16 protein-coding genes are annotated in these 13963 nt (G+C 32.9%); all 16 read right to left on the reverse strand.

Annotated elements, in window-relative coordinates:
* Positions 1-599 precede the first annotated feature (599 nt).
* Positions 600-1061: a putative iron-sulfur cluster-binding metallochaperone gene (locus CWS20_RS25355; RefSeq protein ID WP_066192490.1), complete on the reverse strand. Its 462-nt coding sequence runs from the start codon at positions 1059-1061 to the stop codon at positions 600-602.
* A gap of 211 nt (positions 1062-1272) precedes the next feature.
* Positions 1273-3402: a heavy metal translocating P-type ATPase gene (locus CWS20_RS25360; RefSeq protein WP_066192488.1), complete on the reverse strand. Its 2130-nt coding sequence runs from the start codon at positions 3400-3402 to the stop codon at positions 1273-1275.
* The gene (locus CWS20_RS25365) at positions 3395-3763 is read right to left on the reverse strand and encodes an ArsR/SmtB family transcription factor (RefSeq protein WP_066192486.1); all 369 of its coding nucleotides are present in this window, start codon (positions 3761-3763) and stop codon (positions 3395-3397) included. The genes CWS20_RS25360 and CWS20_RS25365 overlap by 8 nt, the downstream gene beginning before the upstream one ends.
* Positions 3764-3930: 167 nt before the next feature.
* Complete coding sequence (locus tag CWS20_RS25370; RefSeq protein ID WP_066192484.1) at positions 3931-4548, reverse strand: CadD family cadmium resistance transporter; 618 nt, start codon at positions 4546-4548, stop codon at positions 3931-3933.
* Positions 4549-4573: 25 nt separating this feature from the next.
* Positions 4574-5137: a class I SAM-dependent methyltransferase gene (locus tag CWS20_RS25375; protein ID WP_066194186.1), complete on the reverse strand. Its 564-nt coding sequence runs from the start codon at positions 5135-5137 to the stop codon at positions 4574-4576.
* A 399-nt stretch (positions 5138-5536) separates the two neighbouring features.
* Complete coding sequence (locus CWS20_RS25380; RefSeq protein ID WP_066192482.1) at positions 5537-6238, reverse strand: hypothetical protein; 702 nt, start codon at positions 6236-6238, stop codon at positions 5537-5539.
* A complete protein-coding gene (locus CWS20_RS25385; protein WP_066192479.1) occupies positions 6235-7791 on the reverse strand; it encodes a UvrD-helicase domain-containing protein in 1557 nt (518 codons plus the stop codon). Before CWS20_RS25385 ends, CWS20_RS25380 begins: the two co-directional genes overlap by 4 nt.
* A 5-nt stretch (positions 7792-7796) precedes the next feature.
* Entirely contained in the window at positions 7797-9644 is a 1848-nt protein-coding gene (locus CWS20_RS25390; protein WP_066192478.1) for an ATP-dependent nuclease, read from the reverse strand.
* 288 nt (positions 9645-9932) lie between these two features.
* Entirely contained in the window at positions 9933-10163 is a 231-nt protein-coding gene (locus CWS20_RS25395) for a hypothetical protein (RefSeq protein WP_066192477.1), read from the reverse strand.
* Entirely contained in the window at positions 10153-10425 is a 273-nt protein-coding gene (locus CWS20_RS25400; protein ID WP_066192475.1) for a hypothetical protein, read from the reverse strand. The genes CWS20_RS25395 and CWS20_RS25400 overlap by 11 nt, the downstream gene beginning before the upstream one ends.
* The gene (locus CWS20_RS25405) at positions 10422-10877 is read right to left on the reverse strand and encodes a hypothetical protein (RefSeq protein ID WP_066192474.1); all 456 of its coding nucleotides are present in this window, start codon (positions 10875-10877) and stop codon (positions 10422-10424) included. The genes CWS20_RS25400 and CWS20_RS25405 overlap by 4 nt, the downstream gene beginning before the upstream one ends.
* A 70-nt stretch (positions 10878-10947) precedes the next feature.
* Positions 10948-11385 carry a hypothetical protein gene (locus CWS20_RS25410; protein ID WP_066192472.1) on the reverse strand — a complete coding sequence of 146 codons (438 nt, stop codon included), beginning with the start codon at positions 11383-11385 and terminating at the stop codon, positions 10948-10950.
* A gap of 619 nt (positions 11386-12004) precedes the next feature.
* Positions 12005-12469, reverse strand: a complete 465-nt coding sequence (locus tag CWS20_RS25415) for a hypothetical protein (RefSeq protein WP_066192470.1) — start codon at positions 12467-12469, stop codon at positions 12005-12007.
* 246 nt (positions 12470-12715) lie between these two features.
* Complete coding sequence (locus CWS20_RS25420) at positions 12716-12931, reverse strand: hypothetical protein (protein WP_066192467.1); 216 nt, start codon at positions 12929-12931, stop codon at positions 12716-12718.
* Between the two features lie 151 nt (positions 12932-13082).
* Positions 13083-13433: a hypothetical protein gene (locus CWS20_RS25425; protein WP_066192465.1), complete on the reverse strand. Its 351-nt coding sequence runs from the start codon at positions 13431-13433 to the stop codon at positions 13083-13085.
* Positions 13434-13506: 73 nt separating this feature from the next.
* Positions 13507-13896, reverse strand: coding sequence for an AbrB/MazE/SpoVT family DNA-binding domain-containing protein (locus CWS20_RS25430; protein ID WP_066192463.1), 390 nt, complete (start codon positions 13894-13896; stop codon positions 13507-13509).
* Positions 13897-13963: the final 67 nt, after the last annotated feature.

The following is a 13963-nucleotide window of genomic DNA, read 5'->3' on the forward strand; positions in this document are numbered from 1 at the left end:
AACTTTATTCTGATTCAACATATTTATATGTGTACAATTTGTAGAAAAAGAAACGACAGAAATAATATAGACTATCACTAATTGAGTAAGCATAATCCCCCTTCTTTCTATTGAAACCAATATAAAAAAGAAAGGAGCGCTTTGGTATGTATTTGGGAATTAAAAAATGCTATAAATGGCATTATCTTTTATGAATGTAAAAAGAGCCAAAATACGAAAGTAGTGTATTTAGGCTCTTTATTTTTATTCCTTATTGAAGTAACGCACCCTTATATGTAGTATGGTATTTGACCTTTTTCAACGTAAATAAAGATATAAAAACAGCCTATTTACTAACTATTTTTACTTATTATATTTAGTAAATAATAATAGTTTTCAACGTAAACAACGATAGGGCTTTACTTGGAGGGGTGGGTATGATAGGCTGGTTTGCCTACTGAAACACAAGTGCTTCAGCCTTTCAAGACAAATCATACCCACAGAGTCTCCAAGTCAAGTCCTTAAACGCTTTTCTATGGTTACATGTAGTATAAAGGGTGCACCATATCAGTGCTTTGAAAAGGATACTATATATAAGGGACGTTAGTTGAAGATCCAAATTAACTTTTAATACTTTTTATATACTTTGTAACATTACCCAAACAGCAACTTCCTTGTGGATTGTTTACCTCACAACCACATCGGTTTTCCTTTATGTTTTCTCGAATATGTTCAATTGGATTAGGAGAAAGTTCTTGTTTTACATATTTCTTAATTTTCTCTTTTGTCCAGTCAAAGCAATAGCAAATAGGTGTTATTACATAGTCATCTTTTTGATGTACTGCTACCTTTATGTCAGATGTAAGATATTTCTTATTATCAGCATCAAAATAAACTACATCACACTCTTTACTTAAACAGAAATAGTGATTTACATTCGCATTTAAAGTTTCTAATGCAGTCGGTTTAAGTAATGATTTTAGTGTAATCAACTTTACGTTTTTTGCTTTTTTATTACAAGTTGGGCAAGCACCATTATTTTCCGTTACCACTTCATTAACCTTACTACTACAACAATCCATCGTTCTCCCACCTTTATTTACGATTCATTAATGTTTCAATAATAGGACATTCATGTAGGGATTTTTATTGAACTAAACCGCCCTATAGTAATAACTTCAACAAAAAGAGCGTAAATCATTGTTGGATCAACGCACCCTTTAGTTTAATAAGAATTACACTAGGCAAAAAAGCAAGGGAACTAAAATTTTCCCTTGCTATGAAACCTTATTTTTATTCTTTAACCTTTAGTAATCTTAAACTGTTTAATGTAACAAGCAATGTTGCGCCCATATCGGCAAATATAGCAATCCATAGGGTCAACCAGCCGGGCATAACTAATAGTAATGCCACTAATTTAATGGCTAAAGAGAAGGTAATGTTTTGCTTGATAATGGTTAATGCCTTACGACTTAATTTAATGGTATATGGCAACTTGCTTAAATCATCAGACATTAATGCAATATCGGCTGTTTCTAGTGCTGTATCAGTTCCAGCACCACCCATCGCTACACCGACCGTTGAAGCCGCAAGTGCTGGTGCATCATTTACACCATCTCCTACCATTGCCACACTTTGATGCTTTCCACGAAGTTCTTTAATAAAGTTTAATTTATCTTCTGGAAGTAAATCGGCTTTAATATCTGAAACACCAACCTGTTTCCCAATGGCTTCTGCTGTTCGTTTATTGTCACCAGTCAGCATTACTGTTTCAATTCCCATATGATTCAATTTGTTGATGACTTCTTTTGATGTTTCTCTCATTTCATCTGCTACGGCAATTAGCGAAAGGATTTCTTTATCCGTTCCCAAAACCATCACCGTTTTTCCTTCTATTTGCATACGAGTAATTTTCTCTAGAATGGTACTTTCAATTGTTTGATGCAATTCTTCAAACAAATTTGGACTTCCGACATAATACATTTCATTATTTACTCTTGCTTTTACACCTTTACCCGTAATTGATTGAAAGTCTTCTACCGACATTCCATTAAAGTTCAAGCCGTTTTCTTCTGCTTTTCTTATAATGGCTGAAGCAAGTGGATGTTGTGATCCTTTTTCAATGGCTGCTGTAACTGCAAGCAATTCGTTTTTATCGTCACCATATGTCACGATGTCTGTTACAGTAGGAATTCCTTTTGTTAATGTTCCTGTTTTATCAAAAGCAATGGCTTTAAGGGCTCCTGCTTCTTCTAAATGAATACCACCTTTAATTAAAACACCATTTTTCGCTGCATTTCCAATAGCAGTAACAATCGATACCGGCGTGGAAACAACTAAAGCACACGGACAACCAACAACTAAAACTGCCAACCCTTGATAAATCCATTCACTCCAATCTCCACCAAATAATGGAGGTATAACAGCGATTAAAAGGGCCAAAATCATAATAGATGGTGTATAGTATTTCGCAAATTTATCGACAAATGCTTGAGAAGGTGCTCGTTCTGCTTGTGCTTCTTCTACAAGATGAATAATTTTTGAAAGAGTAGTATCTTCCACTCGTTTGGTTACTTTAACTTCGAGCAATCCTTCTTCATTTAATGTTCCCGCAAACACTTCATCATCAATTGTTTTTGTTACCGGAACACTTTCCCCAGTAATCGCAGCCTGATTTAATGTTGAAGTTCCTTTGATAACTACTCCATCCATTGCTAACTTTTGACCCGGTTTTACAATCATAATGTCTCCAACTTGAACATCATCAACGTGGATTATCATTTCTTCATTCCCACGACGGACTAATGCTTCTTTTGGAGCAATATCCATCAATGATTCAATGGATTGACGAGCCTTATCCATTGAATAGCGCTCTAATGCTTCACTAATCGCAAATAGGATAACAACAGTTGCACCTTCACCCCATTCACCAATGATTGCAGCACCTATAATGGCAATCGTCATTAGTGTATTCATATCAAATTGTAATCTGCTTAAATTTTTAAGACCTTTAATAAACAGCGAATATCCACCAATTAAAATGGATGCTGCATAACCAATAGTTGGAAGAATATGCTCTTCTCCGTATTGCGCCCCTAAAAACCAACTAATCAACAGTAATATCGCAGAAATATAGACCTTAATATTTTCTTTTTGCTTCCAGAATGGTTCACGTTCTACTCTCTGTTCTTTTTCATCCCGAATCTTTAAATTTTCAAATGCTCCTGCTTTTTCTAGTTCTTCAATCGTTGCAGTACCTTTCACATACACTTTAGATGCTCCAAAATTTACTTTCGCATCATCAACACCGGGCAATTCTTTTACATTATTTTCAAAAATGGCTGCACAATTTACACAAGTAAATCCTTGAACACGATATGCTTTCATTTCTTCTTCAGTTAATTTGGGTTGTTGATTAGACATTGACTTTCACCTCTTTTTTATGTGCTAATGCAATAGTGATTAATTGCTTGATGTGGTCATCATCTAGTGAGTAAAACGCTAATTTGCCTTCTTTTCGGTATTTTACAATCCCTTGTTTATGAAGAGTTCGTAGGTGATGAGATGCTGTTGCAACGGTAGAACCTATAATATTGGCGACATCACACACACATAGTTCGTCATCTTGACATAAAGCAAAGGATATTTTTGCTCTGTTTTCATCTGCAAGTGCTTTAAATAATAAGGCAACACTAGACATATCCTCTTTTTCTAATTCGCCTTGTATTCGATTAACTTTTTCTTCGTCATAACAATAAATTTCACAAGTATCCTTCTTACCCATTAGTTTCACTCCCTTTTCATTCAAATATTCATTTGAATATATTATAACCCTTTTTTATCGTTATTCAAACATTTATTTGAATGAAATCAAACCAAAAATGCTTGGATAAAAAATCCAAGCACTTTTTCTTAACTACTTTCGTCTGATTCAACCCAATTACCTGTTTGTTAAAATAGGAATGAGAACAAGGCATTGAATGTCCCATTTTCATACATAATATAAATTCCTAATCCTATAAAGACAATTGGAACAATCCAACGTTCATACTTTTCTATTTTTTCCGATACGAATTCCAAGTGTGCTAAACGATAGCCCACGTAGAGTAAAACCCCAATCATTATTAAAAAGACAATAATAGAGACAATGATTTCAGTCCCATTTAATGTTGTGAAATACGGTACATAAATGGAAAAGTCATCCGCACTGGAAGACAATACAATAAAAGTGACCGTTAGAAAAAATTGATTAAACCTACCTGAGGAAAATAAGGACAAAATGTTGCTTTCATCTTCATCTTGTTCTCCTTTAATCCATATTTTTATTCCTAAATAAATTGGTAAAAGTCCAAGAAGTCCTATAACCCATTGTTGAGGGATCAAGTTGGCAACACCTAAAGAAACTAAAAGACTTGCTCCTATAACAATTATCGTTCCAACATACTTTCCTATCCAAATATGTATTTCCTGTCCTTTTTTTATTTGCGAAAACAATAGAATTAAAATAACAAGATAATCAATCCCTGTCGCTACATAAATAGTTGCGGCTGTAAGTATCGTTGTTATCATTTATTTACCTCCAAAATTTCAATTTTTAATTTTTTAAACAAAGGAAAGACCCGACTCCCTTTGAAATAATTCTTTTTTGTTCTAAAATATCGAACCCTGTTTCCTCAAGATGATTTGTAAATTCATCCCAAGTAAAGTAGGCTTCTGGCGGATGATCTAATTTAAAATAAGTGGCAAAAAAATGAGAAGCATCTTTATTCAAATCTTCGACTAAAAGTACCCCTCCAGACTTTAACACTCGATAAAGTTCTGTAATAGCATCTTTCCATTGAGGAATATGATGCAGTATTCCGAAAACAAAAACAGCATCAAACTTATCGGAGTCTAAATGTGTTTCTAACACGCTGCCAACAAAGAAATTTAATTCGGGATATGCTTGTTTTGCCTTTTCAATTTGTGATGGCATAATATCGAACCCTATCAATTCAGCAGGACTAAATTCTTGAATTAACTTTGTACTATATCCTGATCCACACCCAGCATCTAATACTACTTTTCCCTCCAAAGAAAGATTATTCTTATCTAAAAACTCTTTAAAGGTTTTAAACTCAATGTTCTTTTGAAGCCATTTCCTTATTGGATTATTCATCAAATGAAATTCGATTTATTTAATTCCATAACAATCACCCCTTTATTCAAACATTCATTTGAATGTATTATATCAAATTCATCTTATTATTCAAATATGCATTTGAATAAAATTACAAAATTTACATAAAAAAAGAATTGGAAAAGTCCCAATTCTAATACCAACTTTGTTAAATTATCCTCGGTTAATACAAAAAGCACTGCCTTACAAATATGTATAAATATAAGTGTTTATACGTTAATGTATTGAGAAATGATTCAAAATGATTTATAAACATAAACATACTGCCAAAACCTACATCATTTAAATGCCAGAAACATATTGGTATTCAATTTCCATTTAAATGCTTTGATTTCGGATATTTACCCACCGAAAGTAACGTTACAACTCTACTACATTTTATTTTGAAACTGCTTGTTCCAAATGCTTATTCATTTCAATAAGAGTACCTGTTTCCTTATTTACCGAAAGAACCTTTCCATCAATGCTATATTCTTCACCAATTCGCAAGTCCGGGTCTTCTTGTTTTAGTAACTCCAAGCATTTATATGTAGAGATAAGTTGACCTCTACAGAATTCAATAAAATTCTGGTTTGACATTCCATTAACAGAATAAATTTTAGAGTGTTCAACTCCCGTATAATATCCAGTCAATTCCTGCATAAGGGAATTGGAAAAATATTGTGCGCATTGCGCATTAATTTCTTTCCAAGTATCCATTCTTGTGTGAACTACTATATGCCCCCTTGAAGTCTTATCAATCGAAAACCCACCACTAATGAAATAATGTCTTAGTTTTTCCTTTAAATTTATGTGCTCTCCATTTTGCAGATAGTACTGGGAAAAAACATATATAAATGAATTCATGTATATTTCACTATTAACTAAGTAAATAAGGTTCTTTTTTACAGTCTCTTCCTTGTATTTTCTATCTTTATATTCATTATAAGAATGCTCGATTGTTTTATTTGATGCCTTGGAGAGACTTGCCGTTAAATAGACATATACCCCCGTAATAGAGACCAATAAAATATTTATCAATACTGTTAATGCTCCATTATTTTCATTTAGAAAATTTATACCTTCTTGTATAAGGCTCATATTGGTTGCTTCTCCTTTTCCCCCATTGCTGGAATCATATCTACATTTAAGAGGGTTAAGTTCTTTTTTAATTCATCATCAATTTCTTCTAAACAAGCAATACATAAAAATTCTTTTGCTCTACTAAATGCTACATACCCAATTCTACAAGTATCTTGCTTATCCTCAAACCTCAATTGCTTGTCCACTTCTAACCATTTTTTTAACTCATTTTTACTCTTTGCAATTACTAGAACCGCATCAGCCTGTAATCCCTTCGATTTGTGAATGGTAAGATGATAATCTTTAATTTCTTTAATACTACTAAAGTATTGGAGTTCGAGATTAATCTTGTTAATAAATCCTTCTGCAATATGGTCTGGATTATGTTGTACTTTTTTATGAACAGACTTATACGGATCGCATTTGAAGTTTGTTTTTAACAACGAGATTAACTCACTACTATTTATAAATGGATTTGTTTTAATGCTTTCTACTAATTTAAAGCAGAGTTGTCTATACGCTAGATCATCTATTTCCAAGTCCTCCATAATACTTGTCCTGCTTCTATTTAAAATTTCACAGATGAATGTTGAACATTCTTTCAATAACTGTATTGAATTAGAATCGCTACCATCTTTTTGAATCAATCCATATTCATTTTCAACTGTCTTAAATGTGCTGCGTCGGTAACCCAAAAAGAATCTTGTTAATGGGTTATTTTCACATACGGTTCTATCATTGCATAGAGAATTAAATGAATTAATAATCTCCCGTAAATCATAAGTGTCAGCAATGAAAGTCACTTTATTATTTGTATGATTCTCCTTATTAGTTTTTTGTTGAATGATTGAGGTATGGAAGTTATTGATAAAATTAATAATGGTTGAACTTGACCTATTATTACTATCTAGATATTCCTTATTAATAGTTCCACTGTTAATGGCCTTATATATTGGCCGCTTATCTAAACTCTGGATCTGATTACCTTGATTTTGAAAAGTCATGATACTTTGCTCTGGATCGCCTACAAAATACATTTCTGTCTCTGATGCTTTCCTTATCTCTTCAAATATATTGAATTGTCCTGAGTTTGCATCTTGAAATTCATCCACAAATAAAAATTGTAGCCTTTGAGAAACAAGTTCTCTAATCTTTTTGTTTTCTTTTAATAAATTACTAGATAATGACACAATCTTTTCATAAGGTACTATTCCCTTTTTAACAATATTACTCTTAATAATGTTTTCTTCTTTTCTATCATTGGCCTTTATACTCACATCTTTATAAACAACTTGCTCTGGTAAAACACCTTGAACCACCCCAAATGGTTTAAGTATAAAACGAACTAAAAAACTATGAATAGTTCCAATAAAGACATTTGGAGGAATAACCGTTTTTTCATTCAAGCGTTCCCTAATTTCATTAGTTGCCGAGTTAGTGTACGTAATTACAGCAAGAAATCGATGGGGCTCCAGTAATGGTACTTTATTAATCACCTTTTCAATTATATAATGAGTTTTTCCAGCACCGGGTCCTGCGATAACTAGTGTAGGTTTTAATTTTTTGGCCATATCCTTTACCCCTTTATAAACTCAAATGCGTTTTTAATATAAGTTGGAATCTCAAATTCTACGTCTTTTTTCTTGAGTTCATCACAAAGATTAAAAGCGAATTCTGATTTATAATCCTCTATTAAATCAAAGAAAGTATTTGTATCAATATCCTTGTCCCCAATTTCCGCAATGTATTTTGGCCCGTTTATAGGTCTAGTTGCTTTCAGTGCATTTAATAATAATTCTTTCCCTTTACCACTTTTGTTAGCACTTATTAATTCCTTTTCAAATGTCTCTTTGTTCACTTCAACTTTTATAGGGCTATTTGTAGTTTCATATTCTTTTTTTAGATTATCCGCACGATTTTCCGTCTTCTTTCCAACATCTCCATCTGTAAGCACTGCACATTTAATAAAATAACCATTTTTTATAATCTCTAAGAAGTGCTTAAAAGCAACCCCGTTTACATTAACTATGTTGCAGCCTATACTTTCTATTGATTTTTTAGAAAACAATTGGTAAAGCACAGGTACAATAATTTCTTCCGCAATTCCTTCTACCAAAATGATCTTTCGCGCATAGAACATACTAGACTTTGTAGCATCTAGATACTTCTCAAGATAATGCCGGTGAACCTTCCCCTTTTTATCATTCCCAAACCCATCAAGTAAAAAATGTTCTTTTACTTTACCACTTTCATTAAATAAAACTACCATATTGTCCATGTTTAAAGCACTTGTTATATGGGTAGAATGCGAAGTTAATATAATCTGCAAATCTTCTCTTTTTTCGTTTATTGATTGTATATTGCCAGCAAGGTGCCTTTGTAAATGCGGGTGCAAATGTGCTTCAGGCTCTTCGATACCTACAATTCGGAAACAAGTATCAATATTATCATCTGGTGCCAATCGGGAAAGGATTAAGGATATATATAAAAGGTTATTTCTTCCCAATCCATTTCTTTCAATGCTGATTGGCTCTTGACCATAGATTAGGCTTAACTTTTTTAGAATTTCTCCTGTTTCTAATGATGAAAAGTGAAAATCAACATTATTACTGCCTGTTGTTTCTTGCAATGATATCTTTTCTAATTGTTCTATCAAGGTCTTTCTTATATTTTTCAGTTGTTCGTTATCTTTAATTTTTTCATCAAGATTGCTCAGAACTCCCTTTATGTCTTCATAGGCTGTTGCGTCATTTTGGTGTAGAACCCTAAATAACAATTTGTAATCACCGTTAGCAATTAACTCCCTTTTTGCATCACGAAGGGCATCCAGTAGTTCTAGTTTCAACATTCCAAGAAAATAAGGATCAGCACGATTAGTACTGTCATTTCCACCGTAAATGAGATATTGATATTTTTTTATTGGAAATTCAATAAAATTTAAAAGTTTCTCTTCTTGCCAATCTTTATTTTCTTCTTTTAACTTTTGTATATATTCTCTTTGTTGTTCAACCCAATCTTTACAATTAAAGCCGTTAGAAGGTCTAAACAAATACGTCAGTTTAGCCTTATTCATAGAGTTGTCAGAAAACCAATCACCAACAACTGATAATTGTTTAGTATCCATCTCCTCAAATGTGAGTTGAACTTCTACCTCTGGAAATTTAACATTTTCAGGAGTTATCGTTGTATCTAATACATCCTCCTTGAATTTGATTCTAGTTTTATAGTTTATATCGTCCAACTGCAACATTCGTTTTCTAAACATTGTAATATCCTGACTTAAAATGAGACCAATTGATTCTAGTAAATTAGTTTTACCAATGTTGTTTTCACCAATTATAGTCGTAAACTTTTTTAACTTAGTCTTAAAGGGTTCGTTCCCAAAATTCCGATAATTTTTGATTGAGATATTAGAAATATACACTTTGATAATCCTCCAATAGCATTAAAAATATCCACCATTTAACATTAGCATAAATAAGTAGACAACCTCTATAAAATAATAGTAGGAAGAGTCTGTAGTATAAATAACAAGCAAAAACACCCAAATATTTAAAATCACATTGTTAATAATTCGTTCTCCTTCTTAATCTAGCCCAAACTTTAGACATTATAAGAAATATAAAACCATCTATGCCTAGTCGCCCCTTTTAATGCATGTGCTGTTTCTAAACAACAAAAAAGGCAAGGAGTTTATCTCCCTACCTCTTCTCTATTCAAATACCACATATTTCCTCAATACTTTCATAGCACGGTCTGCGTCTTCGTCAGTTCTAATATTTATACCAGATAGTTCATTTGTAATTTTCCTTATGATATCAGTTACCCTCCTATCAACTAATTGCAATTCACAACATAATTCTGAAACCCGATGAAAATTAACACTAAACTCCATACGCTTGTCTTCCATTGGAACCAATTTTAAATACAATTTACTCATCATAATTCTCCTCCCCATCAAGTTGGGCTCTAAGAGAATAATAGGCGTCCATATTTTCAATTGTTACGTACTCATTGACTAAATCAAGAACTTCCTCATAACTTTTCAAACCATCATGTTTAAACCGATAATTCAGTTCCTCACACTTATCAAATTCCTCTAAATATTCAAGCATTGCTTCTGCTTTCCACATTACATGATAGACATTTCCCTCTGGACCTGACCAATCGATTTTTATAATTGGTCTACCATATTTTGTTTTCAAATTGCCACCCCCTCATCAGTTGCTAAACTAATTGGGAAGTAGCAAAGGTTCGGGATTTTATTCCTTTTCCTTAACTTCACATACTCTCTCGCTGTCATCTCTTTCATTATCATTGAATTATTTTCGCCATAGAAAGCAAATATGAAGTCAATATTTTTCATAGACATTCTTTCAAGTGCCTGTAAACTAAACACATTTAAGATAATTGGACCGAAAGTAAGTATAGTTTCATTAAACCTTAAAGATGTAACATATTCCGTCATATCCAGAGGCTTATAGTAATAGATAAGTTCTTGCATTGGTTTAGAGAAAATATCAAACTTACTAATGGCAAGGTCCTTCTCTTCCGAAAATTTAATCAGTTCATGCTTATGTTCACTAAACTCCTCTTGAACCTCATGTTCATTATTGTTCTTTCTAATCAATACAGATAGTGCTCTAACTTCTTTCATGTTAACACGCTCCTAATAGTTTTTTTGAAGTTCGACATAGTTAAAAAATTATTCTTTCACCGATTCTAGTTCAGATTCGAAATATCCTATACCTTCTATAATCTTTCTTTTTAAAATAATTCTTTACTTCCTTTTCAAGATCACTAAAATGGTATTTAAGACTTGCATAAGTTGGAATTCCTACAAGTAATCCTAAAATTGTGATAAGCGCTTTGTCATCGATGTTCATTAGAATATTAACCACAAGCATGATGGTTAAACATGACAAGAATATAATCCATCGGGTCATTCTTTTATTTACCCCTCCATGTAGTTTTAATTTCCCTGACAGAACTCCCGCAGCCGTGCCCCCGATGTATAAAAGCCAAGTTTCTTGTGTCATTTTAAACTCGCCTAAAAAAAGTACGAGTGGGTAAGTTAGAACGGTTATGAACATCATTGTGACGATTTTTCCAATTAGCAAGGCTATCTTTGCAGTTTTTTCACTTTTGAACCGTGGTTTTATCATTTTTTTACCTCCCGTTTTTCATTTGCTTTTGTCCAACGTTCTACACTTGAGTTTAGTGAAGATACAATTAAAAGAGTGAGAAACGTAATAGCAAGGCCAATGCTTCACAGCAGATTTTTCACCTTCTTTAGAAGATGAAACGATAAAAGCCATATTACAACTCATTACAAATCTCTCCCTTATTTTCATATTGAAATGCTCTGACAAGTAAACACCTATCGATACTACTCTTCTATAAAATGTGGAAATCTTGGAGTGATTCCACGGCTTTTAATATTGACGTAGTCAGAATTTACCCTCTGAACTACTTTGCTATCAGGTTGCATTATGACGTACCACAATATAAAGTTAGAATCTTCATCAAAAACTTCTGCTAGTACGTAGACTAATCAGCCCTGATTATGCCAAACATCTATCCCTGCAATATTCACACCAAAACTTGCAGTTATTTCTCCAATATGGAATTTGTTTTCCTCATTATTTATCACTAAAATACCTCCTTTTTGAAGGGCGCCACATATGTGGCTCTGATTTTATCCCCACTCTAATTATCAAACAATATCCCTTCTAAGTGTCTGCAAGACTCTAGTCATATGGCTGCTTTTAATTTCAAATAATTCTAATCTGAAATTTTATAGCCCTTATTTCTTAAAATTTCAATGAGACCATAAGCCATTTCAACATGATGTTCATGACCATCTCCGTGCAACTCAAAGTCAAATTCGTCCTCTTTACCTTCAAAGTAGTCATATTGGTTGATCCATTCTACATTCCTTATAAACTTCTTAAGATAGTTCTTGCTTATCTCACAAGTGGTATCACATACTTTTCTTATACTAATTTCACCTTGCCCCCAGTAAATTGACTCATCCGACAGCATGAAGAGTTGATTATCATATTCAAAGAAGTAGTTGAAAATATCTCCTGTTTCCTTACGGTAGATGATCTCTTTATTTTTGAAATCGTTCTTTTTCCAAAGAGAATAAATATACCACCCCATTACTTTAAATTCCTCATCAGTAAGTACATCATTGCTATCAGGAAACATCTCTCTTAATTCTTTCGTTTCATCCAATGTGAACATCTAATTCTCCCCCTGACATTTCATTATCTTAATGATCATTAATGATTCTCAAAAAACGAATTTGTTTAGCAATTTTGCGCTCAATGTTTGCTAGATAATATTGTTGTTCTGACTTTCAGGCCAAAATCTATCAATTAATGAACGAATGACACTCAATTCCTTTTCTAAGTCTTGTAATCTTTCACGCCTTGAATTATTCATTCCCTGCCACTTTTAAATATAACGAAGGTTCTGGCCAAACCTCCGTTATAAATCCTCTTCGATAAGTGAATCAAATAGATCCTTGGTTTCACTTTTAGTAGAGTTTTTGAGACTAATCCTCTTGATAGGAATTTCAAAATCCTCTTCGCTTATAACTTCAATATCTTCTTTACGATAGATTTTTTCTTCTTTTATCTCACCGTTAAAAACTCTAGTTACTCTTACATTACCTTGTTCATCATAATCAATTACCTTTACCATTTTATCTCCTCCTTATCTTGTTCATTTTGCTTATAGTAATAAAACTTAAGCCGAATTATAATTAGGATTTAGTGTTGGGGCACGATAGTTAAACTCCATATTTAATTTAGGCAAATGCCCGTTACTATCTGCCCCCTAGTGGACTATATCCTTATTTGATGCTTTGTCGGTATTTTTTACTCGTAGGCATCCAACTTACCCTTCTTGCCCACCCATTTTCATAGGCTAAATCTAACCTTTCTTCAATTGTTTCAATAACCTTATCCCAAGTTTCATCATCAACGTCACTATAATCCCATTTCCATGCTCCAAAAACCTTAAACATCGGCTCTTTTTCACTAGTTATACCTGTACCTTTTAAGACCTCTTCAAGAACCCGATTTGGTCTAGGAGCCAGTGGATCGCAGTCAATTAAAATAAATTTTTTTGGTCCTTTTGTTTCTTCTGTCTCCTCCACTATTTGTGCATTTCCTTCTGATATCAATTTTTCAAGTTGCATCATTTCATAACACCCCTATTCATATTTTTGCTTGCTGATTGTCCACTTACCTCTATTTTTCAAACATAGCAATTTTTCAGTTCGAATTAACTGCACTCTCTTCTGGCGATGATTTTAATTCTTCTAAAAAAAATTCTTTTAAATTTTTTGGTTTTATAAGATAATCACCTTCAATCACCCTGAAGGTTACCTCCTTACCGATGAATAAATTTAGAATTACAGGGTTTGCAACATGTACAGGAGATATTATTAATACAGTTGATCTTCTTTTAAGTCTCGAAAAATATTTTTTTCGCATATTAACATCTCCAAGGTTTGAAATTCCACAACCATTAACAATATTGAGGTTGTTGCTCTGAGCAAATATATCCGCCATCATACAGTACTCAAAAAATTCCTCAGCAGAATTCCTTGTTCTCCCTAAAATTGTCTCTGGTAATAATGTAAAAAATGTTACGTTTTTCATAAACAATCATCTCCTTGTATAGTTTTATAGTCACTTTCCACTAAATCAGAAACGGTTTCCTTCAATA

The organism is Cytobacillus horneckiae, from assembly GCF_002835735.1.
GTDB classification, from domain to species: domain Bacteria; phylum Bacillota; class Bacilli; order Bacillales; family Cytobacillaceae; genus Cytobacillus; species Cytobacillus horneckiae.

What these genes read in the sequence shown, in the direction of transcription:
- CWS20_RS25360 (WP_066192488.1), bottom strand. Translation starts at nt 3,402, where the DNA reads ATGTCTAATCAACAACCCAAATTAACTGAAGAAGAAATGAAAGCATAT.
- CWS20_RS25410 (WP_066192472.1), bottom strand. Translation starts at nt 11,385, where the DNA reads ATGATAAAACCACGGTTCAAAAGTGAAAAAACTGCAAAGATAGCCTTG.
- CWS20_RS25415 (WP_066192470.1), bottom strand. Translation starts at nt 12,469, where the DNA reads ATGTTCACATTGGATGAAACGAAAGAATTAAGAGAGATGTTTCCTGAT.
- CWS20_RS25405 (WP_066192474.1), bottom strand. Translation starts at nt 10,877, where the DNA reads ATGAAAGAAGTTAGAGCACTATCTGTATTGATTAGAAAGAACAATAAT.
- CWS20_RS25365 (WP_066192486.1), bottom strand. Translation starts at nt 3,763, where the DNA reads ATGGGTAAGAAGGATACTTGTGAAATTTATTGTTATGACGAAGAAAAA.
- CWS20_RS25425 (WP_066192465.1), bottom strand. Translation starts at nt 13,433, where the DNA reads ATGATGCAACTTGAAAAATTGATATCAGAAGGAAATGCACAAATAGTG.
- CWS20_RS25395 (WP_066192477.1), bottom strand. Translation starts at nt 10,163, where the DNA reads ATGATGAGTAAATTGTATTTAAAATTGGTTCCAATGGAAGACAAGCGT.
- CWS20_RS25370 (WP_066192484.1), bottom strand. Translation starts at nt 4,548, where the DNA reads ATGATAACAACGATACTTACAGCCGCAACTATTTATGTAGCGACAGGG.
- CWS20_RS25385 (WP_066192479.1), bottom strand. Translation starts at nt 7,791, where the DNA reads ATGGCCAAAAAATTAAAACCTACACTAGTTATCGCAGGACCCGGTGCT.
- CWS20_RS25375 (WP_066194186.1), bottom strand. Translation starts at nt 5,137, where the DNA reads ATGAATAATCCAATAAGGAAATGGCTTCAAAAGAACATTGAGTTTAAA.
- CWS20_RS25355 (WP_066192490.1), bottom strand. Translation starts at nt 1,061, where the DNA reads ATGGATTGTTGTAGTAGTAAGGTTAATGAAGTGGTAACGGAAAATAAT.
- CWS20_RS25430 (WP_066192463.1), bottom strand. Translation starts at nt 13,896, where the DNA reads ATGAAAAACGTAACATTTTTTACATTATTACCAGAGACAATTTTAGGG.
- CWS20_RS25380 (WP_066192482.1), bottom strand. Translation starts at nt 6,238, where the DNA reads ATGAGCCTTATACAAGAAGGTATAAATTTTCTAAATGAAAATAATGGA.
- CWS20_RS25420 (WP_066192467.1), bottom strand. Translation starts at nt 12,931, where the DNA reads ATGGTAAAGGTAATTGATTATGATGAACAAGGTAATGTAAGAGTAACT.